Below are 25847 nucleotides of genomic sequence, written 5' to 3'. Positions count from 1 at the left end.
TCGGTGAACGGCCGGTGCGCTGTGGCAGGCGCACCGGCCGTCACGCCGGCTCCCGATCCCTCCGAAAGACCTTCGAGAGAGAGAACGCAACATGACTACCGCGCTTGTGCTGGTGGACCTCCAGGCCGGCCTGCTGACCGGGCCCGATGCGGTCGCCGACGCGGATGCCCTGCTGAAGCGGCTGCGGGACCTCGCCGAGCGGGCCCGCTCGCTCGGGATCCCGGTCGTGCACGTCCAGGATGACGACCTCGGTGAGGTCGGCTCCGCGACGTGGGAGATCGACTCGCGTCTGGGGGCACTCGACAGCGACCACCGGGCCCGGAAAGCCGAGTGCGACGCCTTCCACGACACCACCCTCGACGGCCTGCTCCGCTCGCTGGGTGCCCGCCACCTCGTGGTCGCCGGCCTGGTCACCGAGCTGTGCATCGACTCCACGTGCCGCAAGGCAGTGACCCTCGGATACGACGTCACCCTGGTCTCGGACGGCCACAGCACCAAGGCCGGTCACCTGCCGCCCGAAGTGATCATCGACCACCACCACCGGATCCTCGACGGCTACGGCGTCTACGTGGAGCGCCGGCCCTGCGAGATCCGCCTTCAGTCGGTCGCGGAGGTCGACTTCCAGCCCCCCGCCGAGCCCGAGCTTCAAGTCATCGAAGACCGATGACCTCCGCATCAGGCACCCGGCCCCGGGCCGGCTCCGAAGCCGAGTCGCGTCCCGTTCAGGAAACCGGAGCCCGGCGTCCGCGCCGGACCGGCTACACGCTGTTCGCCGTACTGGCCTTCCTGGCGGTGCTCGGCACGCTCTCCGTGTCGACCCTGAGTCCGCCGGCCGCCCGCGGAACGGTCGCACCCGCCTCGGAGTTCTCCGCGGCGCGTGCGACCGGACATCTGCGGGAGATCGCCCGGGCCCCGCACCCGGTCGGCACCGCGGAGCACACGCGGGTCCGCGAGTACATCGTGGCGACCGCCACCGAGCTGGGTGCCGACGTCCGGGTCCAGTCGGGCGGTGCCGTCCAGGCGGGTATGGGTTCGCCGTTCGCCTCGGCGACGGTGCACAACGTCATAGCCCGGCTGCCCGGCCGTGAGGGCGCGGGCGGCCCCGGCGAGGCTCTGCTGCTCGTCGCCCACTACGACTCCGTGCCCGGCAGCCCCGGTGCCGCCGACAACGGGGCGGCAGCCGCCTCGATGCTGGAGACACTGCGGGCCGTCGAGGCATCCGGTGGTACCCGGCACGACGTCGTCTTTCTCTTCACCGACGGCGAGGAACTGGGTGCCCTGGGCGCCGAGTTGTTCGTCCGTGAGGAGGGTGTCGAGGCCTACGGAGCCGTCCTGAACTGGGAGGCCCGGGGCAGTGGCGGCCCGGTGGTGACGTTCGAGACCGCGCAGGGTGGCCTGCCGCTGGTCAAGGCCCTCGCCACAGCGAGCTCGCGCCCGGTGGCCAATTCCCTGGCGTACGAGGTCTACAAGCGGCTCCCCAACGACAGCGACTTCACCGTCTTCCGCGGCCATGGCGCGATCGGGATGAACTCCGCGTTCATCGATGGTTTCCACGCCTACCACTCCGCTTCGGACACCATCGAGCAGCTCGACAAGGACAGTGTCCAGCACCACGGCGAGACCATGCTGGGCATGGTCCGCGTCCTGGACACCGCCGGCCCCGGCGGCCCGCGCGGCGAGGACGGTGTCTACTTCGACCTGTTCGCCAGACTGCTCGTGCACTACCCGGTCTCCTGGGCGGCACCGCTCGCCGGGCTGACCGTGACGGGCCTTGCCGCCCTGCTGTGGCTGGGGATACGGCGTGCGGCGCTGCGGCCCCGGAAGGTGCTGCGCGCCGCGGGCACCGCGCTCGGCGCGGTCCTCGCCGCCGGTGTCCTGGTCCACGGCATGTGGACGGCCGCGCTGCTGCTCCTTCCGAACCTGGCGGCGCTGCCGCTGTCCGAGCCGTACAACAGGGGCTGGTTCCTGACCGCCTTCGCTGTCGCGGCCGGCGCCGTGCTGCTGGCCTTCGCCCGCCTGCTACGGGGCCTGCGGCCTGCGGAGACCGCGGCCGGGGTGCTGGTGCCGACGGGTCTGCTGCTCGCGGTGCTCGCGGCGCTGCTGCCCGGTGCGACGTACCTGGTGCAGTGGCCGCTGCTGGTCTCGCTGCCCGCGCTGTGGTGGGCCTGCCGCGGCAGTCGTGGGAACGATCCGGCGTGGGGCGAACCGGTGGGTGTGGTGCTGTGGGGCTTCGGGCCCGCCGTAGCCGTCGTCCTGTTCGCGCCGCTGACGGTCATCCTGCTGGCGGCCGTCGGTGTCCCGCTGGCCGCGGCGGCCTTCGCCCTGGCGGCGTTCGGCGCCCTCTGGCTGCTGCCGCTGTCGGCCAGGCTCACCGGTACGGGCCGATCCGCCGTCGTGGCGGCGGCCGTAGCCCTGGGCCTGCTCACCGTGTCGGTGCTGGGACACGGTTTCGACGCCGAGCGGCCGCGCCCCGAGTCGCTGCTGTACGTGCGTGACGAGGTCGAAGGCACCGCACTCTGGTTCAGTGCCGACCCCGCTCCGGGCGACTGGAACCGCGAGGTCCTCGGAGAGAACCCCCGACGGGCCCCGGTCAAGGAGTACTTCCCGCCACGCGGCGACGAGCCCGCGATGATCGCGGACGCTCCCGCGCTGGACCTTCCGGCACCCACGGTCGACGTCGTCGAGGACGCCACGCACGGCAAGACCCGTACCGTCCGCTTCCGCGTCGCGTCACAGCGCGCCGCCTGGCGCCTGTCGGTCCACCTTCCGCGAGCCCCTCTGGCGGCCTGCACGACCGCCGGAACCCGGCTCGGGCGAAAGGTCCTGGCGGAGCAGAGCAAAGGCGCCGCCGACATCGTCCTCGAACAGTACGGGGACACGAACGGCTTCGACATCAGCTGCGACATCCCGGCCGGAACCCGACTGGAGGTGGACGTCGCCGACTACACCTTCGGGCTCACCCCGGAAGTGAGGGAGCTGGTCGGGCCACGCCCGCGCGGCACCGTCCCGGTGTCGTACGGATTCGCTCCCGAGGACTCCGTCATCGTCCGCCGGGCGGAAGGGATCTAGTGCTGTGACCGCGTAGGTTCGCCGGGTTGGGTTGGGTCGAGCCGCAGTTTTCAAAGATCGCAGTCTGACCGGAGCCCGGTGTCAGAGCCTCCCGGTAGCGTGCCGGCAACCAGATCTGACGACTCTTCGGAAGAACCACCGTGGACATCCTGCTCATCGCTGGCTTGTGGCTCGACGGATCCGCCTGGGACGACGTTGTACCCAACCTCACTGCGCTCGGGCACCGTCCCGTGCCGCTCACCCTCCCGGGCCAGGGCGACGGCACCGCCTCCGCGACGCTTGACGACCAGCTGGAAACAGTCCTCGCCGCGGTTGACGCGGCGCCCGGAAAGCCCCTGGTGGTAGGGCACTCCGCAGCATCGACCCTGGCCTGGCTGGCCGCCGACGCGCGACCGGAGAAGGTGGCCAAGGTCGCCCTGATCGGCGGCTTCCCCGCCGCCGATGGGCGGGCCTACGCCGATCACTTCTCGATCGAGGACGGCACCATGCCCTTCCCAGGCTGGGACCCCTTCGAGGGCGCGGACGCCGCTGACCTTGACCAGCAGGCCCGGGACCGCTTCGCGTCCGCCGCCGTTCCTGTCCCCGAGGCGGTCGCCAGGGGAGTCGTGCGCCTGACCGACGAGCGCCGCTTCGACATCCCCGTTGTGGTTGTCTGTCCCGAGTTCACCCCCGCCCAGGCCGAGGAGTGGATCGCCGCCGGTGAGAGTCCTGAGCTCGCCCGCGCTACTCACCTTGAGTACGTGGACCTCGACTCGGGTCACTGGCCGATGGCCACCCGCCCCCGCGAACTCGCCCGCGTCCTGGCGGAGGCCGCCAACTCCTAGCGGCGCCGGGTTGAATGATCAGGCCGCGGCCGGTAGTGGTCTGCCGCCCCAGCGGAGGCCCTTCTCGCTGCGGATGCGGGCACGCTCCTTGCGTTCGGCGGCCAGGACGTCGCGGTGGCGGGCGTTGGCATTGCGCCATCGCAGGTAGGCGTGCAGAGCCCAGGTCTGCACGGTGTGGTTGGGGTGGTGGGAGTTGGCGATGGTGAACTGTCTCAGCGGTCCGAAGTGGGCCTCGATGGGGTTCGCCCACGAGGCGTAGGTCGGGGTGAAGCACAACTCGACCTTGTTCTTCTTCGCCCAGCGGCGGATGTCGGCGCCCTTGTGGGCGGACAGGTTGTCCAGGATCACGTAGATCGGGGCGCCGTCCGGGCGGGCGGCGCGGATCGACTTCAGCGCGGCCAGGGGGTTCGCGGCGCCCTTCTTCCTACGGTTGACGCCCCATATCGTGTCGTCGCCAACCGAGTAGCAGCCGTGGAAGTAGCGCACCCCGTGAGTGCGGTGGTAGGTCGCAGGATGCCGCTCCGGCCGGCCCTGCTCGGCCCAGCACGACCCGGCGGTGGGGCGAATCCCGAGCGGCCCGAACTCATCGAACGCGAACACCCGGTCCGGGAAACGCTCCAGCACCTCCTCGATCCGGCCCAGCTTGGCGTCACGCTCCGGGTCGGGTGACTCCTTCCACGTCTTGGTTCGCTGGAACGTGATGCCGCGGCGGGCGAGCAGGCACCGTAACGCCTCGCGTCCGATCCTGATCCCGCGGCCGTGCACTTTCCGCAGGTAGGAGGCGAGCTTGCGGATGGACCAGCGCGTGAAGGGCTGACCGAGCTTGGTCGGGCGGGTAGTGGCCGTCGCCACGACGAAGTCCTCGTCGTCAGGGCTGAGCAGGCGGGGACGGCCTCCCGCCCACCGAGGGTCCAGGCAGGCCAGGCCGATCTCGTTGAACCGATGGATCACGTCCCGGACGGTGTCCTCGTCGGCCTGGACCAGCTGGGCGATCACCGGCACCCGGTTGCCGCCGGCTGAGGCCAGCAGCATCATCGCGCGCCGATATCGCACCGAACTGGTGCTGCCCCGGCGCACGATCTGCTGCAGCTTCTGTCCCTCCTGGTCGGTCAACCTGCGCACACGGACAGGCTCGGCCACCGCACCTCCAGCAGTCTGATCGGACGTCACCGCACATCCAACCGCCACGACCACCGACCCGGCGAACCTATGCGGTCACAGCACTAGCCGTGCACCTGTGTGGACATGTATGGCGCCCCGCTTCTCGTGCCCCATCCGTGCCCGGCCGAGCAGTCAACAGCGATGAACATCGGGTTCTGAGTTCGGTGATGGCAACGGCTTCTGGCAGCAGCCCCTCAGGCCACCCGTCGTGCCCCCGCCGAAGGCACCGCCTCGAAGACCCGGGGGGTCTTGAAGCCGGCCGTCGTGAAGGTTTTCCGTATCGCCTCGGTGATGGGGGCCGTGTCCGTCGCCTCGGCCAGGACGATGGCGGAGCCGCCGAAGCCGCCGCCGGTCATGCGGGCGCCGAGGGCGCCGGAGGCGAGGGCCGTGTCGACGGCCAGGTCGAGTTCGGGGCAGGAGACGCGGAAGTCGTCCCGGAGGGAGGCGTGGCCGGCGGTGAGGACCGGGCCGATGGCGCGGGTGTCGCCGGACTCCAGCAGGGCGATCACCCGTTCCACCCGTTCGTTCTCGGTCACGACATGGCGGACCAGGCGGCGGACCTCCTCCTCGTCGCCCAGCCGGGTCAGCGCCGCGTCCAGGTCCGCGTGGGCCACGTCGCGCAGGGCGTCGACGCCCAGCAGGGCGGCACCCTTCTCGCAGCCTGCCCGGCGTCTGCCGTACTCGCCCTCGCTGTGGCTGTGCTGGACGCGGGTGTCGACGACCAGCAGGCGCATGCCCTCGGCGGCCAGGTCGAAGGGTATCTGCCGCTGGGAGAGGTCGCGGGTGTCGAGGAACAGGGCGTGGCCGCTCTCGCAGCAGGCGGACGCCGTCTGGTCCATGACACCGACGGGGGCGCCGACGTAGACGTTCTCCGCGCGCTGGCACAGGCGGGCCGACTGCCAGCCGCGCAGGCCCAGTTCGTACAGGTCGTTCAGAGCCAGGGCGACGACGATCTCCAGGGCCGCCGAGGAGGACAGGCCGGCGCCGGCCGGGACCGTGGAGGCGAGGTGGATGTCCGCGCCGGTCACCGCGTGGCCGGCCTCGCGCAGGGCCCATACGACGCCCGCCGGGTAGGCGGTCCAGTCCCTGTCCGTGCCGGGGGCGAGGGAGTCCACCGTCAGTTCCACGACGGGCGCGTCCACGTCCGCGGAGTGCAGGCGCAGGACGCCGTCGTCGCGCCGGGAGACCGCCGCGACCGCGGTGTGCGGCAGGGCGAACGGCATGACGAAGCCGTCGTTGTAGTCGGTGTGCTCGCCGATGAGGTTGACCCGGCCCGGCGCCGCCCAGACGCCGTGCGGTGCGGCTCCGTACAGTTCCCGGAACCGCTCGCCGGCCGCTCTCGCGGCCGTCTCGTCGGCGTTGGACTCGCTCATGCCCTGCCCCTGACCCTTCGTCACGTACTGCTGAACGCCTTGCCGGTGTGCCGCTGCGCGAACTCCCACGCGTCCGCGACGATGCCCTTGAGGTCGGCGCGGGACGGCTTCCAGCCCAGTCTCTCGCGGGCCGTGGCGGCCGACGCCACCAGGACCGCCGGGTCGCCGCCCCGGCGGGGGGCCACGGCCTCGGGGATCGGGTGGCCCGTGACCTGACGGACCGTCTCGACGACCTCGCGGACGGAGAAGCCGTTGCCGTTGCCGAGGTTGCAGATCAGGTGTTCACCGGGGGCCGCCGCCTTCAGCGCCAGCAGGTGCGCCTCGGCCAGGTCGGCGACGTGGATGTAGTCGCGTACGCAGGTGCCGTCCGGCGTCGGGTAGTCGTCGCCGTAGACGCTGATCGCCTCGCGCCGGCCCTGGGCGACCTGGAGGACGAGCGGGATCAGGTGGGACTCGGGGTCGTGCCGCTCGCCGAAGTGGCCGTACGCGCCGGCCACGTTGAAGTAGCGCAGCGAGACCGCGCCCAGGCCGTGCGCCGCCGCCTCACCGGTGATCATGTGGTCGACGGCGAGCTTGGAGGCGCCGTAGGGGTTGGTGGGCCGGGTCGGGGCGGATTCGAGGATCGGGACCTGTTCGGGCTCGCCGTAGGTCGCCGCGGTGGAGGAGAAGACCAGTCGGCGCACGCCCGCCGAACGCATCGCGTCCAGCAGCGCCATGGTGCCGCCGACGTTGTTCTCCCAGTACTTCTCGGGCCGCACCACCGACTCGCCGACCTGGGAGAACGCGGCGAAGTGCAGGACGCCGTCGAAGGAGGGGTCCAGCCAGGTGGCGGCGGAGCGGATGTCGCCCTCGATGAAGGACGCACCGGCCGGGACGGCCTCGCGCAGTCCGGTGGAGAGGTTGTCGAGGACGACGACCTCGTGGCCGGCTTCCAGCAGATGCTGGGCCACGACACTTCCGACATAGCCCGCGCCACCGGTGACCAGGTATTTCCCGCTCATGGACTCGCTACCTCCCGCAGTCGCTCGGCCGCGCGTTCCGGCGGCACGTCGTTGATGAACACGTTCATACCGGACTCGGAACCCGCGAGGAACTTCAGCTTGCCGGGTGTTCGGCGAATGGTGAAAAGCTCTAGGTGGAGCGCGAAGTCGTCGCGTGTGACCCCGTCGAACTCCGCCGGCGTGCCGAACGGGGCCTGGTGCCAGGCCGCGATGTACGGTGTCGGGGTCTCGCCCTCCCCGTCGAAGATCCGGTCGAACCGCCGCAGCAGTTCCAGGTAGACCCGGGGAAACTCCGTGCGTGCCGCCTCGTCGAGCCCGAGCAGGTCGGGCACCCTGCGCTTCGGGTACAGGTGGACCTCGTAGGGCCAATGCGCCGCGTACGGCACGAAGGCGGCCCAGTGCTCACCCTCCAGGACGACCCGCTCGCCCGCGAGTTCCTCCGCCAGGACGGCGTCGAACAGATTTCCCCCTCCGGTCGCCTCCTTGTGTACGGCCACCTGGCGCAGCATCAGGGCGGTGCGGGGGGTGGTGAACGGGTAGGCGTAGATCTGCCCGTGCGGGTGCTGGAGGGTGACGCCGATCTCGGCTCCCCGGTTCTCGAAGCAGAACACCTGCTCGACGGAGGGCAGATGGGACAGCTCCGACGTCCTGTCCGTCCAGGCGTCCAGGACCAGCCGGGCCTGCCGCTCGCTCAGATCGGCGAAGGAGGCGTCGTGGTCGGAGGTGAAGCAGACGACCTCGCAGCGGCCCAAGGCGCCGGCCAGTGAGGGGAAGCGGTTCTCGAAGACCACGACGTCGTACGAGGAGTCCGGGACCTCGCTGAGCCGGTCGCCCTCGGAGGGGCACAGGGGGCATTCGTCGGCCGGGGGGTGGTAGGTGCGGCCCTGGCGGTGGGAGGCGATGGCGACACGGTCGCCGAGCAGCCGGTCGCGGCGGATCTCGGACGTCGTGACGGTGGCGGCCAGTGGGCGGCGGTCGGCCGCGTCGCGCACGGTGTCGTCGCGCAGGTCGTAGTAGATGAGTTCGCGACCGTCGGCCAGCCGGGTCGAGGTCTTCTTCACTCCGGACGCTCCATTCGAACCGCTCACCGCACTGCTTTCCGCACAGCGCCGTTTTCTGCGCAGCACTGCCTTCACACTCTTCCAACAGAACTCAACACACCAAAACACAACACACCACAGCCGTCAATGTCACCCTCGCGGGCAGCACGCCGGAGGAACAGGAAAAGCAGAGGTGGGGGTGCCCGGCACCGCGGACGCCCCCACCTCTGCTCCCTGCTCCTACTGCCCGGAGCGCGCCGACCCCCGCACCGGCCCCACCCGGTCCAGCAGTCCTGTCCGGGCCGCCAGTGCCGCCGCCTCCAGCCTGGAGCCCACACCCAGCTTCATCAGCACGCGCTGCACATGCGTCCGCGCCGTGGACGGCGCTATGCCCATGCCCGCCGCGATCAGCCGGGTGTCCTCACCGTCAGCCACCCGGACCAGGACCTCCACCTCGCGCGGGGTCAGCATCCGCAGCAGCCGCTGCCCCTCGTCGTCCGGTTGCGCCGCCGGATTCAGCAGCTCACCGAACGCCCCCTGCAGCAACTGCGGCGCCACCGCGGCCTCCCCCGCCCGCGCCTTCATGATCGCCCGCTCCACGCCCTCGATGCGTTCGTCGTGCCGCACATAGCCGGACGCCCCCGCCGCGAACGCCGCCGCGATCCCGCGAGGGCTGGGCACCGGGCCCAGCACCAGCACCGCCACCTGCGGCCGCTCCCGCTTGATCTTCACCACCGGATCGAAGATGCCGGGCTCCGCCGGTGCCGCCGTCCCCAGCAGGCACACCTCCGGCGCCCTGCTGATCACCAGATCCGCCGCCCCCGCCACCGGTGCCGCCGCGGCCAGCACCCGGTGCCCCCGCAGCTTCAACGCCGAGGCCAGCGCCTCGGCGAGCAGCCGGTGGTCGTCGACCACCATCAACCGCACGCCCATGTATCAACCCCCCATACCGCGAGCGCACCCCCGTGCGCCGCCTCCCCGTCCGGTCCCGGAAGCTACACGCTTGTTCGACGTCGCGCTCCCCCTACCGGCGAGAATCGCCCTGGATCACCGAAATTCTCGCATTCGGTGGCGATGGGCACCTGATGAGCGGTACGCGTACGGCCCCGCCCCCTGGAATCCACTGAGCAGGGGGCGGGGCCGTACGAACGGGTCGGCGAAGCGGTCAGCCGCCGGTACCGAAGGCGATCGCCAGGTACTCCTCCCGTCCCGAAGCGAAATCGCTGGCGTACACCTTCGACATGTACAGGCGTCCCTGCGAGAACAGCACCTCGGAGCTCCTGGGCGACATCCCCGTCTCCACGTCCCGCACCGCTTCCGTCGCCGGGTTCTCCAGCAGTTTGGTCTGCTTGAAGGTGCCGCCGTCGATGCTCACGATCTGCCCGCCCTTGTCGTAGGGCGGCTGCTTGTACGCCAGGAGGTTCCCGCCGTCCATGCGCAGCGGGGTGATCGTGTAGCCGTCGCCGGCGTCGGCGCGCTGGCCGGTCTGCTTGCCGGTGGCCAGGTCGAAGGCGACGACCTCGTTGGTCCTGGTGTACTCGCCCGTGCCTTCGTGTTCCTCGGTCGGGATGTACAGCCGGTCGTTGCCGACCGCCAGCCCTCTGCACTCCTCGATCCTGGTGATGCCGTCGCAGCGGGCCGCGAACTCCTCACCGGGCGCCGAGATGCGGCTCCGCAGCTTGCCGGTCTTGTTGTCGATGGAGAAGAAGTCCGAGATGCCGCTGCCGTCACCGGCGGAGTCACCCACGTCGGCGGCCACGACCAGCGGGTCGGTGGACACGACCGCGGCGTACTCGATGCCCTCGGTCATCCTGTACTCGGAGATCACCTTGCCGGACTTCGGGTCGATGGTCTGGATGTGCAGCTGACGCTGGTCGTACGAACCGCACTTGCGCACCGCGACCAGCTTCGGCCCGCCGCCGTACCCGGAGTCGTAGCAGGAGTCGGACGTCTTGGGCGACCACAGGAGCTTGCCGGAGGTGATGTCCCAGGCGGCGCCGCCGCTGGTGCTGGCCGCCGCGACGGTGTCCCCGCTGACGGTGACGTTGTTGAAACCGATCTCTTGGGTGCCGGACTTTGCCGTCTCGGACCACAGCTTCTCACCCGTGGCGAGGTCGAAGGCCGCGACCTGCGTGCACCGCTGCGGATCGTTCTTGGTCGGCATCTTCGGCTTGTAGACGATCGCCGTCCTGCCGTCCTCGGTGACGTGGTCGCTGGCCTCGCACACCGGTCCGGGCAGGTCGAGCGTCCACACCTTGCTGCCCTTGACGGCGTCGTAGCCGACGACCTCGGCGACGCCGCTCTTGGCGTACACCGTGTCGGTCAGCCAGGAACCGGAGACGCCGACGCTCGAGCTGTCCTTCGGGGACTTCGGTGACGGGACCTGGAAGAGGACCTTGGCGGCGGGGTCGGCCGGAACCTTCTCCTTGCCGCCGGCGGGGGTGCCGCCGCCGTTCTCGTCGTCCTTCTCGCCGCCCTCGGTGCCGCCCGAGTCGGCGGTGGTCTCCTTGTCGCCGCCGGAGGAGGACGAGGACGAGTACCAGACGCCGGCGCCGACGATCAGGGCGATGGCCACGACCGCCGAGACGATGATGGCCAGCTGTGCGTTGATCTTCCGCCCGCCGCCGGACCCGACGCCGCCGCCCGGGTGTGGCTGCATCGGCACGGTCGGGTGCGGATAGCCGTAACCGGGCTGGCCGTACGGCTGCTGCGGGTGGCCGTACGCACCTGGCTGGCCGTACGGCTGCTGCGGCTGTCCGTACGGGCCCGGCTGGCCCGGGTAGCCGTAACCGGCCGGGGGCTGCTGCGGGTAGCCGTACCCGGGCGGCGGCGTCGGGCCCGTCGGCGTGGGCGGGGTCTGCGGGGTGGCCTGCGGCGACTGCTGCGGGGCCTGCGGGTAGCCGTACCCCGGCTCCGGGGCCTTGGTGAGGTCCGGCCCGCCCGGGGCGGAGGGCGGCTGCTGGGTCGGCGGCTGCGACGGCTCGGGCGGCGGACCGAAGCCCGGCGGCGGAGCCGGCGTGGCCGGCTGCTCGGGCTGCCGCGGGGGCTGGTTGGGCGGCTGGGGCGGCTGCGTCATGACGTGTAGACCTCGAAGGAAACGAAGAACTCGAAGAACTCGAAGGAGGGGGAGGACTGCGGGGAAGTGGCCGGACGGAGCGAAGGCGCCGACCGTACCCGGCCGACGCGCCTCACCCCTGCTGCGCGCCTCACTTGCCGTAGGCGAGCATCAGCTTCTCCTTCGAATCGTCGTTGCCGGACAGCCGGGTCGTCGAGATGTAGAAACGGCCGTCGACCCAGTCGATCGCCTTGCTGAAGAAACCGTTCTCGATCCGCGCGACGCCCTGCGGGTTCTGCATCAGCGTGACCGGCTCGTGGCTGCCGCCGGTGGTCGGGACGGACACGACCCGGCCGCCCGCGTCGTACGACGGCTCCACGTAGGCGATGAGTTGGTCGCCCTCGACCTTCATGGGCACCATCGAGTCCGCCGCGGGGGACTTCACCCGCCACTTCTCCTTGCCGGTGGCGAGGCTGATCGCGACGATCTCGTTGGCCCCGGTGGTCGCCTTGGTGGGCAGGTAGAGGGTGTCCGCGTCGGCGGCGACGCCCGCGCAGCCCTGGAGGTCACGGGCGAGGATGGCCCAGCCGCACTCGGCGGCGAAGTCCTCGTCGACGGCGACCTGGGAGCGGATCGAGCCGTCGGCGCCGAGCGTGGAGATGTTCCACGCCTTCTCGTCCTTGTTGGTGCTGTAGACGACCAACGGGTCGACGGAGTAGGCGCGCTCGACGCGCCAGCCCTTGCCGAACTTCCGGGTCCACTTCACCTTGCCGGTCTTCGGGTCGAGTTCCTGGACCTCGTCGCGCTCGTTGTCGCCGCCGGCGCCGCAGGAGGCGACCTGGACCAGCCGCTCGCCGCCCGCGAAACCGGCGGGGAAGCAGGCGTCGCCGTACTTCTTCTTGTCGTACATCTTGTCGCCGGAGGTGACGTCGAAGGCCGTGCCGGACTGCGAGCGGCCCACCATCAGCGTGTTGCCGCTGAGGGTCATCTCGATGGAGATCGCGGAGTCGAACAGCCCGCCGTCCTCGACCTTCTGCGTCCAGCCCTTCTCGCCGGTGTCGAGGTCGACGAGCTGGAGCTGGTTGCACTTGGCCCGGTCGCTGCTGCCGCTCATGTACGCGATGACGACCTTGTCGTCGGGCGTCTTCTCCGGGGTGACCGCGCAGATCTCCTGGGGGAAGGTGAGGGGCTCCCAGGTCGGCTTGCCGTCGGCGACGTTGTAGGCGGAGAGCTCCTTGTAGGCCGCCTTCACCGCCGTCCTGTCGGTGATCCACATGCCGGGGGCGTCGGCTCCGGAACGGGGCGCGTCGGGCGCCTCCTTGTACCAGAGCACCTTGGACTCGCCGGACTTGCGGCCCTCGTTGAGGTCCTCCGGGTCCGAGCCGCCGTCGCCGCTGCCGTCGCCCGGGTCGACCGGGGCACCGGAGGCGTCGGGCTTCGGGTCGTCGCTCTTCTGGGCGACGGGCTTCTCGTCCTGCTTCCCGTCGTCGCCGGAGACCGCCCACACGGTGCCGCCGACCAGCAGTGCCGTCACCACCGCGGCACCGATGATCATGACGGGCTTGCCCTTGAAGGGGTTGCGGGAGCCGGGCCCCGGCTGCGGGGCGCCGGGCGCGCCCGGGTACTGCGGCTGCGGGTGGCCGTAGCCCGGCTGCCCGTACGGGCCGGGCTGCTGCGGCTGGCCGTAGGGCCCGGAAGCGTACGGGCCGGAGGCGTACGGCCCCGGCTGCTGGTTGTACGGCCCCGGCTGCCGGCCGTACGGGCCCGGCTGCTGGGGCGGAGTCTGCTGCGGGTAGCCGTACCCCGGCTGCGGCGGCACACCGGACGGCGGGCCCTGCGGGGGCGGCGGGGTCTGGGGCGGGCCCTGCGGGGGTGACGGGGTCGGAGCCCCGAAGCCGCCACCCGAGGCGGACGGATCCTGTGGCGCTCCGAAGCCGCCCTGCGGCGGCTGGTTGGGCGGCTGAGCCATCAGCGCGTTCCCCCTTGCTCACTGATTTTTTAGCCACACCCTGAGGTACGTGGTGCTCCCAGAGTCGTCTTGAGGCGGTCCTTACAGTTCTCAGACGGGGTCTTTCTATCACCCGGTACCGACGGGCCACCGGGCCGCGTCCACCCCTGTTCCCAAGGGAGGACCGGCCTGTGATGCCCTCGTTACGCGCCCCTACGCGCCTCCACACACCCTTCACACAACGCGCGCCCCGCGCACGGACCTGTGCGCGGGGCGCTGCGGGGCGGCACGGACTCCGGTGCGGGCGTCAGGCGTCCTCGGCAAGTTCCAGCCAGCGCGTTTCCAGCGCCTCGCGCTGACCGGCCGTCTCGCGCAGCTCCGCGTCGAGTTCGGCCACCTTCGCGAAGTCGGTGGCGTGCTCGGCGATGGCGGCGTGCAGCGTGGACTCCTTCTCGGAGAGCTTGTCCAGCTGCCGCTCGATCTTCTGCAGTTCCTTCTTGGCGGCGCGCACGTCGGCGGCGCTCTTCTCGGGGACGTCCGGAGCCGGTTTCGCCGCGGGACCGGTGGCGGCGGCCGCAGCGACTTCTTCCATTCGCTTGCGCCGCTCCAGGTACTCGTCGATGCCGCGCGGCAGCATCCGCAGGGTGCCGTCGCCGAGCAGGGCGAACACCCGGTCGGTGGTGCGCTCGACGAAGAACCGGTCGTGGGAGATGACGATCATCGAGCCGGGCCAGCCGTCGAGGACGTCCTCGAGCTGGGTGAGGGTCTCGATGTCGAGGTCGTTGGTGGGCTCGTCGAGGAAGAGGACGTTGGGTTCGTCCATGAGCAGCCGCAGCAGCTGGAGCCGCCGCCGCTCACCGCCGGACAGGTCGCCGACCGGTGTCCACTGCTTGTCCTTGTTGAAGCCGAACGTCTCGCACAGCTGCCCGGCGGTCATCTCCCGCCCCTTGCCGAGGTCGACGCGCTCCCGCACCGCCTGTACGGCCTGGAGCACCCGCCAGGTGGGGTCGAGCTCGGCGACCTCCTGGGAGAGGTAGGCGAGCCTGACCGTCTTGCCGACGCCGACCCGGCCCGCCACGGGCTGCACCTCGCCCTCGCTCCGGGCCGCTTCCGCCAGCGCCCGCAACAGGGACGTCTTCCCCGCGCCGTTGACCCCGACGAGACCGACACGGTCCCCGGGACCGAGCTGCCAGGTGACGTGCTTGAGCAGCACCTTGGGCCCGGCCTGGACGGTGACGTCCTCCAGGTCGAACACCGTCTTGCCGAGCCGCGAGGAGGCGAACTTCATCAGCTCGCTGCTGTCGCGCGGCGGCGGCACGTCCTTGATGAGCTCGTTGGCGGCCTCCACGCGGAAGCGCGGCTTGGACGTCCGCGCGGGCGCCCCGCGGCGCAGCCAGGCCAGCTCCTTGCGGACCAGGTTCTGCCGCTTGGTCTCCTCGGTGGCGGCGATGCGCTCGCGTTCGGCGCGGGCGAAGACGTAGTCGGAGTAGCCGCCCTCGTACTCGTACACGGCACCGCGCTGCACGTCCCACATGCGGGTGCAGACCTGGTCGAGGAACCAGCGGTCGTGGGTGACGCAGACGAGTGCGGAACGCCGCTCCCGCAGGTGCCGGGCGAGCCAGGCGATGCCCTCGACGTCGAGGTGGTTGGTGGGCTCGTCGAGGACGATCAGGTCCTGTTCCTCGATGAGCAGCTTGGCGAGCGCGATCCGGCGCCGCTCGCCACCGGACAGCGGTCCGATGACGGTGTCCAGGCCCTTGGGGAAGCCGGGCAGGTCCAGCCCGCCGAACAGCCCGGTCAGCACGTCGCGGACCTTGGCGTTGCCCGCCCACTCGTGGTCGGCCATGTCGCCGATGACCTCGTGCCGGACGGTGGCGGCGGGGTCGAGGGAGTCGTGCTGGGTGAGCACGCCGAGACGGAGACCGCCGGAGTGCGTGACCCGCCCGGTGTCCGCCTCCTCCAGCTTGGCGAGCATCCGGATGAGGGTGGTCTTGCCGTCGCCGTTGCGCCCGACGACACCGATGCGGTCCCCCTCCGAGACGCCGAGGGAGATGCCGTCGAGGAGGGCACGGGTGCCGTACACCTTGCTGACGTTCTCGACATTGACCAGATTGACGGCCATTTCTCTCCTGCCTGGGGGTTCGATCAGCTTTCCAGCGTAGGGCGTCCCCGGGGCGGTCGGGGCGCGAGGGGGCGGTCACCCTTTGTGATGACCTGATCGGAAACAGGCGGCTGCCTTGGAGGGCAGGCAGCAGGATCCCGTCCATGGGAGGAACCATGCCCGCCGAGTCCGTAGAGCACCGCCGTCACTGGCCCGTGCCGCCCGTGGACGGTTACACCGTGGACGACCTGTTCACCCTGCCGGATCTCCCGCCGCACACTGAGCTGATCGACGGGAGCCTGGTTTTCGTGAGTCCGCAGCGCAATTTCCACGCAGACGTGAACGACCTGCTGGTCAGTGGCCTGCGGCGAAGCGTGCCGAAGAAGTACAGGGTGAAACGGAAGATGACCATCGTCCTGGACCGGCGCAACGGACCAGAGCCCGATGTGAGCGTGGTCTTCGCCGATGCGGTCCGGGGCCCGGACCAGACGAGCTACCAGGCTCAGGACGTCATCCTGGCCATCGAGGTCGTGTCCCCGGACTCGGAGTCCCGCGATCGTACGACCAAGCCGCACAAGTACGGCACCGCAGGCATCCCCCACTTCTGGCGCGTCGAGCGGGACGGAAGCGGTCGCAACCCACTCGTTCACGTGTACGAGCTGGACCCGCTCACTCGCTCGTACGTGCACATGGGCATGCACCGCGACCGGATCAAGGTCGACAAGCCATACACCATCGACATTGATCTCACGGCCATCGACGAACTCTGATCCGATCCCTCTCAGATCACCGTCGCACCTGCCACGGGACCTGTCGCCGTACGCACCGTGTGGCAGGTACCCGAAACCCGCAGGGCGTCGGCGATCCTGTCCGCCGCTTCCGCGTCCCGGGCGAGGAACGCCGTAGTGGGCCCCGACCCCGAGACCAGCGAAGCCAGTGCCCCGGCCGCACGCCCCGCCGCCAGCGTGTCCGCCAGCTCCGGGAACAGCGACAGCGCCGCCGGCTGGAGGTCGTTGGAGACGGCCGCGGCCAGCGCGTCGCAGTCGCCCTTGGCGAGCGCGTCCAGCAGGTCCTGCGAGGCCACCGGCTCGGGGATGTCCCGGCCCTCCGCCAGCCGGTCGAACTCCCGGAAGACCGCCGGGGTCGACAGCCCGCGCCCGGCCATCGCGAACACCCAGTGGAAGGTGCCGCCCACCTCCAGCTCGGTCAGCCTCTCGCCCCGCCCGGTGCCCAGCGCCGCCCCGCCGACCAGCGCGAACGGCACGTCGCTGCCCAGCTCGGCGCAGATGTCGAGCAGTTCCCCCCTCGAGGCGCCGGTCCCCCACAGCGCGTCGCAGGCCAGCAGCGCGCCCGCGCCGTCCGCGCTGCCGCCCGCCATGCCGCCGGCGACGGGGATGTCCTTGGCGATGTGGAGGTGCACGTCGGCGTCCCGGCCGTACCGCCCGGCGAGCGCGAGGGCCGCGCGGGCGGCGAGGTTCGTACGGTCCAGGGGCACCTCGGCGGCGTCCGGGCCCGCGCAGGTGACGCGCAGCCCGTCCGACGACGGGGCCACGGTGATCTCGTCGTGGAGACCGACCGCGAGGAAGACGTTGGCCAGGCCGTGGAAGCCGTCGGGGCGGGCCGCGCCGACCGCGAGCTGGACGTTGACCTTGGCGGGCACGCGGACGGTGACGCTCACGCGGCGGACTCCTCGGACTGCTTGGGCTGCTTGGGCTGCCTGTGTTCGGCGATGCGCGCGAACTCCTCGACGGTCAGGGACTCGCCGCGCGCCTGCGGGGACACTCCGGCGGCGACGAGGGCGGTCTCGGCCGCCGCCGCCGAGCCGGCCCAGCCGGCGAGGGCCGCCCGAAGGGTCTTGCGGCGCTGGGCGAAGGCCGCGTCGACGACGGCGAAGACCTCGCGCCGGGAGGCGGTGGTCTTCAGCGGCTCGCTCCGGCGGACGAGGGAGACCAGCCCGCTGTCGACGTTGGGAGCCGGCCAGAACACGTTCCGCCCGATGGCGCCGGCCCGCTTGACCTCCGCGTACCAGTTGGCCTTGACCGAGGGCACGCCGTACACCTTCGAACCGGGCGCGGCGGCGAGCCGGTCGGCGACCTCCGACTGGACCATGACGAGGGTGCGCTCGATGCTCGGGAAGGTCTCCAGCATGTGCAGCAGCACCGGGACGGCCACGTTGTAGGGCAGGTTGGCGACCAGCGCGGTCGGGGCGGGGCCGGGCAGCTCGGTGACGTGCATCGCGTCGGAGTGGACCAGCGCGAACCGCTCGGCGCGCTCCGGCGTGCGGGCCGCGACGGTCGCGGGCAGCGCGGCGGCCAGCACGTCGTCGATCTCGACGGCGGTGACCCGGTCGGCGGCCTCCAGCAGCGCCAGGGTGAGCGAGCCGAGCCCCGGGCCGACCTCGACGACCACGTCGTCGGGGCGGACCTCGGCGGTGCGGACGATCCGGCGGACCGTGTTCGCGTCGATCACGAAGTTCTGGCCGCGCTGCTTGGTGGGCCGCACGCCGAGGGCGGTCGCGAGTTCGCGGACGTCGGCGGGGCCCAGGAGGGCGTCGGGGGTGGGGCTGGTCACGGGACAAGGGTACGGGGCGCGGGCACCCCGCAGGTCACGCCTGTGGATAACCGAAAGCACGGGCCGTGTTCGCCGCGAGCGCGGTGGCGAGGGTGTCCTCGTCGACACCGCGTACGGCCGCCATGGCACGCACCGTGACCGGCACCAGATACGGGGCGTTGGGCCGGCCGCGGTAGGGCACCGGCGTCAGGAAGGGGGCGTCGGTCTCCACCAGGATCAGCTCCGGCGGGGCCACGGCGAGCGCGTCGCGCAGGTTCTGGGCGTTCTTGAAGGTGACGTTGCCGGCGAACGACATGAAGTACCCGGCGCGGGCGCAGATCTCCGCCATCTCGGCGTCGCCCGAGTAGCAGTGGAAGACGGTGCGCTCCGGTGCGCCCTCCTCCTTGAGGACGCGCAGCACGTCGGCGTGGGCGTCGCGGTCGTGGATCACCAGGGCCTTTCCGTGCCGTTTGGCGATCTCGATGTGGGCGCGGAAGGACCGCTCCTGCGCCTCCTTGCCCTCCGGCCCGGTGCGGAAGTAGTCCAGTCCGGTCTCGCCGACGCCCTTGACCTGGGGCAGCGCGGCCAGCCGGTCGATCTCGGCGAGCGCCTCGTCCAGCGCGGCGTCCCCGCCCGGCTCCCGCGCCCCCTGCCGCGACCAGCCGTCGGGATCGCCGAGCACGATGCGCGGGGCCTCGTTCGGGTGCAGTGCGACCGTCGCGTGGACGGCGTCGTACGCCGCCGCCGTCTCCGCCGCCCACCGGGACCCCTCGATGTCGCAGCCGACCTGCACCACCGTCGTCACGCCCACCGACGCGGCCTTGGCGAGCCCTTCCTCCACCGTGCCGGACTGCATGTCGAGGTGGGTGTGCGAATCCGCGACCGGTACCCGCAGGGGCTCCGGAAGCGGCGGGGCGGCGTTCTTGTCGGGGGTGTTCGAAGGCATGCCCCGATCCTACGGATCGCGCGGAAGGAGCCTTCCCCACCACTGGGGCACCTGCTCGTCAGTCCGCCCTGCGGAAGGAGGGCAGCAGGTCGGACAGGCGCCAGTGGTGACCGTGGTGCTCACGGTGTCCGTGGTGCTCGCGGTGCTTCCTGTGGGCCGCGCTCCGTGCGGAGGTGACCCGGCCGGGCCGCATGATCCGCACGACGTGGCCGTCACAGTTGAGGCACGTCGGACGGCTCAGCGGGGAGGGCACGACCCGGCCGTCCGCCACGTAGCGCACGGCCTCATGGCCGTCGGTGTCCTTGTGGTGCTCTATCTCGTACGACTGCTCCCAGCCGTACCCGCAGCGCATGCAGGCGAACGAGTACGACTCCCTGACGACGCCGTCGGCGCGGTGTCCGGCCCGTCCTGCGATCTCGGTCATCCTGGCTCCTGTCGGTCCACGGCGGGCACGGGCCGGTGCGGCCCGTGCCTCCTTCCAGTGGACTCCTCAGGAGACGCGAAAGCAGTAGGGGCGGCGGAGTATTGGCGCCGTTTTAAGGGTTTCGTTGCCGAAGGCTCCCAAGCGCTCGACCGACGTCCCGAGCCGCCTCCGCCTCGCTCACCCCGCGGGGTGTTTCGCCGCCACCACTGCGTCGAAGACCTCCCGCTTGGGCACCCCCGCCTCCACCGCGACCGCCGCGATCGCCTCCTTGCGCCGCTCCCCCGCCTCCTCCCGCACGCGCACCCTCCGCGCCAGCTCGGCGGCGTCCACCTGCTCGGAGCCCCGGTCCGGCGCGCCCTCGACCACGACGGTGATCTCCCCGCGCACCCCCTCGGCCGCCCACTCGGCCAGCTCGGCGAGCGAGCCCCGCCTGACCTCCTCGTACGTCTTGGTCAGCTCGCGGCAGACGGCGGCCCGGCGCTCCGCGCCGAACACCTCGGCCATCGCGGCGAGCGTGTCGTCGAGCCGGTGCGGGGACTCGAAGTAGACGAGGGTGCGCCGTTCCCCGGCCACCTCCCGCAGCCGTCCGAGCCGCTCCCCGGCCTTGCGGGGCGGGAAGCCCTCGAAGCAGAACCGGTCGACGGGCAGCCCGGACAGGGCGAGCGCGGTGAGCACGGCGGACGGTCCGGGCACCGCGGTGACCTTGATGTCCCGCTCGACGGCGGCCGCGACCAGCCGGTACCCGGGGTCGGACACGGAGGGCATCCCGGCGTCCGTCACCAGCAGCACGCGCGCGCCACCGGCCAGCTCCTCGACCAGTTCGGGCGTACGGGCGGACTCGTTGCCCTCGAAGTACGACACCACCCGGCCCTTGGGGATGACGCCGAGCGCCTGGGCCAGCCGCCGCAGCCGCCGGGTGTCCTCGGCGGCGACGACGTCGGCGCCGGCCAGCTCCTCGGCGAGCCGGGGCGGGGCGTCGGAGACGTCGCCGATGGGGGTGCCTGCGAGTACGAGGGTTCCGGTCACTCCCCCATCCTCCCAGGGCCGGACGGGCCGGAGGGTCCGGGCGGACCGGCCTCGTCCGGAACCGGGCATACCACCCATGCGCGGGACTCCCGCAGCGCCGTTCCCTACGATGGCGCGGTGACCAGTACCGCGTCCTCCACGGACACCCGGCAGGACCAGTCGCCGCAGGAGCGGCAACCGTCGTGGCAGCAGCGGCTGCGCCGCTTCGGCCACCCGGCGGCGGGTACCGGAGGCGGTGCCCACGGGGTTCCCGACATCCGTGACCGCCTGGTCCCGCCGTACACCGAGCCGTCCGGCAGACTGTGGAACACGCTCGGGGTGCCGCCGGTGCTCGCCGACCGGATCACCCGCTGGTCGGCGTGGGGCGGCCCGCTGCTGGTCACCCTGTTCGCGGGAGTGCTGCGGTTCTGGAACCTGGGCAGCCCCAGGGCGGTGATATTCGACGAGACGTACTACGCCAAGGACGCGTGGGCGCTCGTCCACCGCGGCTTCGAGGTCAACTGGGACAAGAACGTCAACGACCTGATCCTCTCCAGGGGCGGTGACGTCCCCATTCCGATCGAAGCGGCGTACGTCGTGCATCCGCCGGTCGGCAAGTACGTCATCGGGCTGGGCGAGCTGATGTTCGGGTTCGACCCGTTCGGCTGGCGGTTCATGACGGCTCTGCTCGGGACGCTCTCCGTCCTGATGCTGTGCCGCATCGGCCGGCGCCTGTTCCGTTCCACGTTCCTGGGCTGCCTCGCGGGCGCACTGATGGCGGTGGACGGGCTGCACTTCGTGATGAGCCGCACCGCGCTGCTCGACGGGGTGCTGATGTTCTTCGTGCTCGCGGCCTTCGGGTGCCTGCTCGTCGACCGGGACCGGGCCAGGGCGCGGCTCGCCGCCGCGCTGCCCGTGGGCCCCGACGGCCGGACCCTGCCGGACCCGGACATCGCCGAGAACACCCGGCTGGGCCTGCGGCCCTGGCGGCTGGCGGCGGGGCTGATGCTGGGCCTGGCGTTCGCCACGAAGTGGAACGGGCTGTACGTCATGGCCGCGCTCTGCGTGATGGCGGTGCTGTGGGACGTCGGCGCGCGCCGGACCGCCGGTGCCCGCCGCCCCTACCGGGCGGTGCTGCGGCGCGACCTGGGCCGGGCGTTCCTCTCCACCGTCCCGGTCGCGCTCGCGACGTACGTCGCCTCGTGGCTCGGCTGGTTCCTCTCCGCGGACGACGGCAGCGGCGGCTACTACCGCGACTGGGCGGTGACCGACGGCAAGGACAGCAGCTGGTCCTGGCTGTTCCCCGACTGGTGGCGCAGCTTCTGGCACTACGAGAACCAGGTGTACGACTTCCACGTCGGCCTGTCCTCGCCGCACACCTACGAGTCCAACCCGTGGAGCTGGATCGTCACCGGCCGCCCGGTCTCCTACTTCTACGAGTCCCCGGCACCCGGCACGGACGGCTGCCCGGCCGACGCGGGCGAGAAGTGCGCCCGTGAGGTGCTGGCCCTGGGCACGCCCATGCTGTGGTGGGTGGCCTGCTTCGCGCTCCTCTACGTCCTGTGGCGCTGGTTCTTCCGCCGTGACTGGCGGGCGGGCGCCATCGCCTGCGGCGTCGCGGCCGGCTACCTGCCGTGGTTCCTGTACCAGGAGCGCACGATCTTCTTCTTCTACTCCATCGTCTTCCTCCCGTTCCTGTGCCTGGCGGTGGCGATGCTCCTGGGCGCGCTCGTCGGCCCGCCCCGCTCCAGCGACACCCGCAGGGTCGCGGGCGCGACGGCGGCAGGCGTCCTGGTCCTCCTGATCGCCTGGAACTTCATCTACTTCTGGCCGATCTACACCGGCACCTCCATCCCCATCGACGACTGGCGCTCCCGGATGTGGCTGGACACCTGGGTCTAACCGGGCGGACGCAGCACGGGGGCGCGGCAGAACGCCGCGCCCCCGTGGTCGTCGGTGGTCCTCGTCGCTCTCCTCGGACGGCCCCGGGACGGGCCCGGCCCCGGCTCTGCTGCGGTCCGCGCAGGAGCGGAGGAGCATGGAAGGCGAGGCGACCAAGGAGGCCTGTCATGAAGACCGGAGAATCGGCATACGAACCGTGGCTGTACTCCCACACGCCCTCGCAGGCCGAAGGCGAGCGTGACGATCCTGCCGAACGCGCGGCCGCGCACCCGGACGTCCCCAGGACCGAGCCGTCCCAGGCGGAGGGCGAGCAGGCGGAGGGCGAGGAGGCGGACGACACCGGGACGGCATGACCACCGCCAGGAGATCGCCCTCGCTCCCTCTGATCCGCGTTCCCGCAGACCAGAGGAGGTCTCTTCGTACGAGTGGCGGCGCCAGGATTCGAACCCGGGAAGGCTGAGCCGGCGGATTTACAGCGGGCTCCGTGCACCAGCTGCGGCCTGCGAGTTTCCTTGATCCTGGCGCTACGGGGGACACCTGGGGGAAAACGGCAGCCAGTGCTCGCGCGGCGGCCTCTCTCGCTTGCCTGACCAGACATCTATCGCTCGCCCCGGGCCGGTATCCCGCCGGTGCGCGGATCCGGTCGCTCGCCGGTAACTCAGCGGGGGTGCTCGGCCGGACCTCCACGACGGCGTCGGCGTCCTCCTGGTCGCCCTCTTCGTCGCGCCAGAGGTAGACCCGCACGTGCTTCGCCCGGTGCAGGCCGCGCACCTTCCACTCGGTCATCAGGTCGACGACGACGAGGGAGAGGGCGTACTGGGGGCCCTCACTCGAATCGTCGGCGGTGATCGTGCCCCGCCACCGTTCCGGGTCGCTGCCGTAGGGGCGCCATCCCTCCGAGCCGTGCGGCTCGAACACCCGGTACACCCAGTCCGTCTCGGTGCCCATAGCACCGATCCTGTCACTGCAAGGAGCACCATGCGCCGCATCGGATCCACCCCGCCTACAACGACTGCCCCGACGTCTTTGAGCTGCTCGCTTCGCCGTTTCTCGCCCGTACTAGGTCGCCGGCAGTGGTGGCATCACCGGACGGAGTGTCGATGGGAGCGCCGGGACCGGCGCATACCGAACAGGACCAGGTCTGCCACGAAGACCACGATGCCGATGATCAGGAGGTAGGACAGTCCTGCCGCCACCGTGCCGATGATTCCCAGGACGATGGCCACGAGGATCAGGAACAGGAAAAGCGCCATGGTGAGCACATCCTCGAGCTTCTGCTGCGGGCGATGAGCCCCGCTGTGACCAGCGATTTGGTCGGGCTTCGGTGCTCTTGCGACGGAGGCTGGTCAGCGGCGTGCGAGGCGGCGCCCGCTCCCAGTACCGCGCTCGTAAGGCCTCTCGTAGTGTTTGAAGATTTCTTCTTCCCGCTCGACCGGCAGGACGTCATCCATGCCCATGGACGGCGCCTTCCTCACCAGCCCTCTCCCGTGCGCCACCTTCACGTATCCGGGGCCCAGCGTTGCCTCGTCGAGGGGCACGAAGACCAGTCGGTGCCGAGTCGGCAGTCCGGTACGGACGGTGGCCATGGTCGGCGCGTCGGTGGTGGTGTCCACGTAGACCGCTTCCAGGGCTCCGATCTTGCGTCCCTTGGGATCGATCACGTCCCGGTTGCGCCACTCGCGGATATCGGCTGAATGGATCATGCCTTGCTCCTTGCGGCCCGCGCCTCCCGCAGGCACTGCATCCGATAGGAGGAGTGGCCACGCGAGGTTTACCACTTCTTTATCGTACTCTGACCGCTGGTGCATGCTGTCGAAAACGCCTGGTCGCAGGCCGCCGCCTCCCCGCCGATCCACCCCTCACCCCAGCTCCCATCCCGTCCGCCGTCGCCCCACACACCATGGAGCGGGCGTGGTCCAGGGCGTCCAGGCGGAGCCACTGGGCGCCCGCATGATGTGCACGGTCGTCGGCCCAGTCCAGCAGTCGGCCGCCGAGGTTCTGTCCGGCGTACGCGCGAGCGATGGTGAGCTTGTTGACGAACATCGACGGTTCGGCCAGTTCCTCGCCGGTCCACAGCCCGTCTTCCGCGTCCGGCGTGAGCGTGATGGTTCCGGCGGTCGTACGCCCGTCACGGAGCATGAAGACGGCGCCCGCTTCGATCGTGGCCGACAGCTTGTCCGCCGGGTACGGGCGGCTCCACTGGTCGAAGCCGAGCCCGCGCAACCACGCCGCTGCCTCCTGGCGGAAGGACAGCAGCGTGGGCAGGTCCGGCGGTTCGGCGGGAGTGATGATCACGTGTGCTCGCTTCGGCCGGCCAGGTCGCCGATCTCGTAGGTCATCCGGTTCAGGTCGCCCCGGAAGGTGGTGACGGTGCACCGGATGGGCCGGTCGGGGGCGTAGCCCGTGCGCGTCCACAGCAGGACGGGCACGCCGGCCCCCACCTCCAGGAGGCGCGCCTCTTCCGGCGTGGGCATGCGGGTCGCGATCTCGTCGAAGTAGCCGATCTGCTCGATTCCGCGGCCGGCCAGATACCGCGTGGTCCCCTCCTCGATGTCCCCGGGGTCGGCCAGGCGGGGCGAGCCCTCGATCAGCCACGCCGGGTAGTACGTCGCCTGCGTGGACCACGGCACGTCATCCACGTACCGGTGACAGAACCGCAGGACGACCTTGCTTCCCTGCTCCACCCGCAGGCGCTCCGCGACCTCTGCGGGCGCGGGCAGCATCTCGACCCGGAACGTCTGGTGGGGGCGGCGGCCGGCGTTCGTCACGTCGGTGTGGTAGGAGTCCCCGTTCTGCGGGAACTGCAGGTTCTCGAAGCGTGAGGCGTTGAGTTCGAAGACCTCGTGCGAGCGGACCTCGTAGCCGAGCCCCTGGCTGGAGGTGATCAGCCCCTCGCCGACCAGCAGGGCGAGCCCGGACCGGACGGTGTTCCGGGAGGCGTCGAACCGGGCCGACAGCTCGCTTTCCGAGGGCAACCGGCGGTCGGAGTCGAACGCGCCGTTCACGATCTCGCGGCGCAGGGCGTCGGCCACCTGTCGGTACTTCTGGCCGACCTACACCGACACCTCCATCCCCAATCGACGACTGGCGGTCCCGGATGTGGCTGGACACTTGGGTCTAGTGTCTTGAGTCTTTGATTCGCTGAAGATATCCGGCGAGGCGTTCGAGGATCTCGTCCGCGGTCTTCACCCAGGCGAACGGCCGCGGATCTTCGTTCCACAGTTTGATCCAGGCGCGGATGTCGCGTTCCAGAGCCTGGACGTTCTTGTGGACGCCGCGGCGTATCTGCCGCTCGGTCAGCAGTCCGAACCACCGCTCGACCTGGTTGAGCCAGGAGGAGTAGGTGGGGGTGAAGTGCATGTGGAAGCGCGGGTGCTCCGCGAGCCAACGCTGTATCGCCGGTGTCTTGTGCGTAGCGTAGTTATCGCAGATCAGGTGTACCTCCAGC

The 25847-nt window shown here is 71.0% G+C and carries 24 protein-coding genes; 6 read left to right on the top strand and 18 right to left on the bottom strand.

Annotated elements, in window-relative coordinates; all coding sequences use genetic code 11:
* Positions 1–91: 91 nt before the first annotated feature.
* The 3 genes from DIZ27_RS37255 (at position 92) to DIZ27_RS37245 (ending at position 3893) form a co-directional block, all read left to right on the top strand.
* On the top strand, positions 92–667 hold the full coding sequence (locus tag DIZ27_RS37255; protein ID WP_109382821.1) for an isochorismatase family protein: 576 nt from the start codon (positions 92–94) through the stop codon (positions 665–667).
* Positions 664–3069, top strand: a complete 2406-nt coding sequence (locus tag DIZ27_RS37250; protein ID WP_109382820.1) for a M20/M25/M40 family metallo-hydrolase — start codon at positions 664–666, stop codon at positions 3067–3069. The genes DIZ27_RS37255 and DIZ27_RS37250 overlap by 4 nt, the downstream gene beginning before the upstream one ends.
* A 140-nt stretch (positions 3070–3209) precedes the next feature.
* The gene (locus DIZ27_RS37245) at positions 3210–3893 is read left to right on the top strand and encodes an alpha/beta fold hydrolase (protein ID WP_109382819.1); all 684 of its coding nucleotides are present in this window, start codon (positions 3210–3212) and stop codon (positions 3891–3893) included.
* Between the two features lie 18 nt (positions 3894–3911).
* Here the strand turns inward: DIZ27_RS37245 and DIZ27_RS37240 are convergent, their stop codons facing one another.
* The 8 genes from DIZ27_RS37240 to DIZ27_RS37205 all read right to left on the bottom strand — a co-directional run bounded on the left by DIZ27_RS37240 (position 3912) and on the right by DIZ27_RS37205 (position 15593).
* Entirely contained in the window at positions 3912–5033 is a 1122-nt protein-coding gene (locus DIZ27_RS37240; protein WP_309074951.1) for an IS630 family transposase, read from the bottom strand.
* 215 nt (positions 5034–5248) lie between these two features.
* On the bottom strand, positions 5249–6427 hold the full coding sequence (gene galK, locus DIZ27_RS37235; RefSeq protein WP_109382817.1) for a galactokinase: 1179 nt from the start codon (positions 6425–6427) through the stop codon (positions 5249–5251).
* A 20-nt stretch (positions 6428–6447) separates the two neighbouring features.
* The gene (galE, locus tag DIZ27_RS37230) at positions 6448–7428 is read right to left on the bottom strand and encodes a UDP-glucose 4-epimerase GalE (protein ID WP_109382816.1); all 981 of its coding nucleotides are present in this window, start codon (positions 7426–7428) and stop codon (positions 6448–6450) included.
* Positions 7425–8489, bottom strand: coding sequence for a galactose-1-phosphate uridylyltransferase (gene galT / locus DIZ27_RS37225; protein WP_109382815.1), 1065 nt, complete (start codon positions 8487–8489; stop codon positions 7425–7427). The genes galE and galT overlap by 4 nt, the downstream gene beginning before the upstream one ends.
* 219 nt (positions 8490–8708) lie before the next feature.
* A complete protein-coding gene (locus tag DIZ27_RS37220; RefSeq protein WP_109382814.1) occupies positions 8709–9401 on the bottom strand; it encodes a response regulator transcription factor in 693 nt (230 codons plus the stop codon).
* A gap of 232 nt (positions 9402–9633) precedes the next feature.
* Positions 9634–11544: a PQQ-binding-like beta-propeller repeat protein gene (locus DIZ27_RS37215; protein ID WP_109382813.1), complete on the bottom strand. Its 1911-nt coding sequence runs from the start codon at positions 11542–11544 to the stop codon at positions 9634–9636.
* Positions 11545–11674: 130 nt separating this feature from the next.
* Positions 11675–13492, bottom strand: a complete 1818-nt coding sequence (locus DIZ27_RS37210; RefSeq protein ID WP_109382812.1) for a PQQ-binding-like beta-propeller repeat protein — start codon at positions 13490–13492, stop codon at positions 11675–11677.
* Positions 13493–13778: 286 nt separating this feature from the next.
* Positions 13779–15593, bottom strand: coding sequence for an ABC-F family ATP-binding cassette domain-containing protein (locus tag DIZ27_RS37205; protein ID WP_109382811.1), 1815 nt, complete (start codon positions 15591–15593; stop codon positions 13779–13781).
* Between the two features lie 143 nt (positions 15594–15736).
* Between DIZ27_RS37205 and DIZ27_RS37200 the strand changes: the two genes are divergently transcribed.
* Complete coding sequence (locus DIZ27_RS37200; RefSeq protein ID WP_109382810.1) at positions 15737–16342, top strand: Uma2 family endonuclease; 606 nt, start codon at positions 15737–15739, stop codon at positions 16340–16342.
* Between the two features lie 11 nt (positions 16343–16353).
* Here DIZ27_RS37200 and DIZ27_RS37195 read toward each other — a convergent pair whose 3' ends face one another.
* The 5 genes from DIZ27_RS37195 to rsmI form a co-directional block, all read right to left on the bottom strand.
* Complete coding sequence (locus DIZ27_RS37195) at positions 16354–17250, bottom strand: 4-(cytidine 5'-diphospho)-2-C-methyl-D-erythritol kinase (protein ID WP_109382809.1); 897 nt, start codon at positions 17248–17250, stop codon at positions 16354–16356.
* On the bottom strand, positions 17247–18143 hold the full coding sequence (gene rsmA / locus DIZ27_RS37190) for a 16S rRNA (adenine(1518)-N(6)/adenine(1519)-N(6))-dimethyltransferase RsmA (RefSeq protein WP_109382808.1): 897 nt from the start codon (positions 18141–18143) through the stop codon (positions 17247–17249). The genes DIZ27_RS37195 and rsmA overlap by 4 nt, the downstream gene beginning before the upstream one ends.
* Before the next feature lie 34 nt (positions 18144–18177).
* A complete protein-coding gene (locus DIZ27_RS37185) occupies positions 18178–19068 on the bottom strand; it encodes a TatD family hydrolase (RefSeq protein ID WP_109382807.1) in 891 nt (296 codons plus the stop codon).
* 58 nt (positions 19069–19126) lie between these two features.
* Positions 19127–19492: a hypothetical protein gene (locus DIZ27_RS37180; protein WP_109382806.1), complete on the bottom strand. Its 366-nt coding sequence runs from the start codon at positions 19490–19492 to the stop codon at positions 19127–19129.
* 177 nt (positions 19493–19669) lie between these two features.
* A complete protein-coding gene (rsmI, locus tag DIZ27_RS37175) occupies positions 19670–20518 on the bottom strand; it encodes a 16S rRNA (cytidine(1402)-2'-O)-methyltransferase (RefSeq protein WP_109382805.1) in 849 nt (282 codons plus the stop codon).
* A gap of 117 nt (positions 20519–20635) precedes the next feature.
* On the opposite strand from rsmI, the gene DIZ27_RS37170 reads away from it, so the two are divergent.
* Complete coding sequence (locus tag DIZ27_RS37170; RefSeq protein WP_109382804.1) at positions 20636–22399, top strand: dolichyl-phosphate-mannose--protein mannosyltransferase; 1764 nt, start codon at positions 20636–20638, stop codon at positions 22397–22399.
* 167 nt (positions 22400–22566) lie between these two features.
* A complete protein-coding gene (locus DIZ27_RS37165; protein WP_109382803.1) occupies positions 22567–22752 on the top strand; it encodes a hypothetical protein in 186 nt (61 codons plus the stop codon).
* A 729-nt stretch (positions 22753–23481) separates the two neighbouring features.
* Here the strand turns inward: DIZ27_RS37165 and DIZ27_RS46175 are convergent.
* From DIZ27_RS46175 to DIZ27_RS37140, 5 genes are all read right to left on the bottom strand, one after another.
* Positions 23482–23652, bottom strand: a complete 171-nt coding sequence (locus DIZ27_RS46175) for a hypothetical protein (protein WP_181383879.1) — start codon at positions 23650–23652, stop codon at positions 23482–23484.
* A 93-nt stretch (positions 23653–23745) separates the two neighbouring features.
* Positions 23746–24102: a PRC-barrel domain-containing protein gene (locus DIZ27_RS37155; protein WP_109382801.1), complete on the bottom strand. Its 357-nt coding sequence runs from the start codon at positions 24100–24102 to the stop codon at positions 23746–23748.
* 79 nt (positions 24103–24181) lie between these two features.
* On the bottom strand, positions 24182–24694 hold the full coding sequence (locus tag DIZ27_RS37150; RefSeq protein ID WP_109382800.1) for a GNAT family N-acetyltransferase: 513 nt from the start codon (positions 24692–24694) through the stop codon (positions 24182–24184).
* The gene (locus DIZ27_RS37145; protein WP_109382799.1) at positions 24691–25431 is read right to left on the bottom strand and encodes a GntR family transcriptional regulator; all 741 of its coding nucleotides are present in this window, start codon (positions 25429–25431) and stop codon (positions 24691–24693) included. The genes DIZ27_RS37150 and DIZ27_RS37145 overlap by 4 nt, the downstream gene beginning before the upstream one ends.
* An 85-nt stretch (positions 25432–25516) precedes the next feature.
* On the bottom strand, positions 25517–25847 hold a 331-nt coding region (locus DIZ27_RS37140), incomplete at its 5' end, for a transposase (RefSeq protein WP_181383878.1).

It is taken from the genome of Streptomyces sp. NWU339, assembly GCF_003143855.1.
Taxonomy (GTDB): domain Bacteria; phylum Actinomycetota; class Actinomycetes; order Streptomycetales; family Streptomycetaceae; genus Streptomyces.
This window is presented reverse-complemented; position numbering and strand designations above follow the sequence as displayed.

Excerpts from the sequence above, each read along its gene's own strand:
- DIZ27_RS37255 (WP_109382821.1), top strand. The coding sequence starts at position 92 with ATGACTACCGCGCTTGTGCTGGTGGACCTCCAGGCCGGCCTGCTGACC.
- DIZ27_RS37205 (WP_109382811.1), bottom strand. The coding sequence starts at position 15,593 with ATGGCCGTCAATCTGGTCAATGTCGAGAACGTCAGCAAGGTGTACGGC.
- DIZ27_RS37210 (WP_109382812.1), bottom strand. The coding sequence starts at position 13,492 with ATGGCTCAGCCGCCCAACCAGCCGCCGCAGGGCGGCTTCGGAGCGCCA.
- galK (WP_109382817.1), bottom strand. The coding sequence starts at position 6,427 with ATGAGCGAGTCCAACGCCGACGAGACGGCCGCGAGAGCGGCCGGCGAG.
- DIZ27_RS37180 (WP_109382806.1), bottom strand. The coding sequence starts at position 19,492 with ATGACCGAGATCGCAGGACGGGCCGGACACCGCGCCGACGGCGTCGTC.
- DIZ27_RS46175 (WP_181383879.1), bottom strand. The coding sequence starts at position 23,652 with ATGGCGCTTTTCCTGTTCCTGATCCTCGTGGCCATCGTCCTGGGAATC.
- DIZ27_RS37185 (WP_109382807.1), bottom strand. The coding sequence starts at position 19,068 with ATGCCTTCGAACACCCCCGACAAGAACGCCGCCCCGCCGCTTCCGGAG.
- DIZ27_RS37200 (WP_109382810.1), top strand. The coding sequence starts at position 15,737 with ATGGGAGGAACCATGCCCGCCGAGTCCGTAGAGCACCGCCGTCACTGG.
- galE (WP_109382816.1), bottom strand. The coding sequence starts at position 7,428 with ATGAGCGGGAAATACCTGGTCACCGGTGGCGCGGGCTATGTCGGAAGT.
- DIZ27_RS37220 (WP_109382814.1), bottom strand. The coding sequence starts at position 9,401 with ATGGGCGTGCGGTTGATGGTGGTCGACGACCACCGGCTGCTCGCCGAG.
- DIZ27_RS37155 (WP_109382801.1), bottom strand. The coding sequence starts at position 24,102 with ATGATCCATTCAGCCGATATCCGCGAGTGGCGCAACCGGGACGTGATC.
- DIZ27_RS37250 (WP_109382820.1), top strand. The coding sequence starts at position 664 with ATGACCTCCGCATCAGGCACCCGGCCCCGGGCCGGCTCCGAAGCCGAG.
- DIZ27_RS37215 (WP_109382813.1), bottom strand. The coding sequence starts at position 11,544 with ATGACGCAGCCGCCCCAGCCGCCCAACCAGCCCCCGCGGCAGCCCGAG.
- DIZ27_RS37165 (WP_109382803.1), top strand. The coding sequence starts at position 22,567 with ATGAAGACCGGAGAATCGGCATACGAACCGTGGCTGTACTCCCACACG.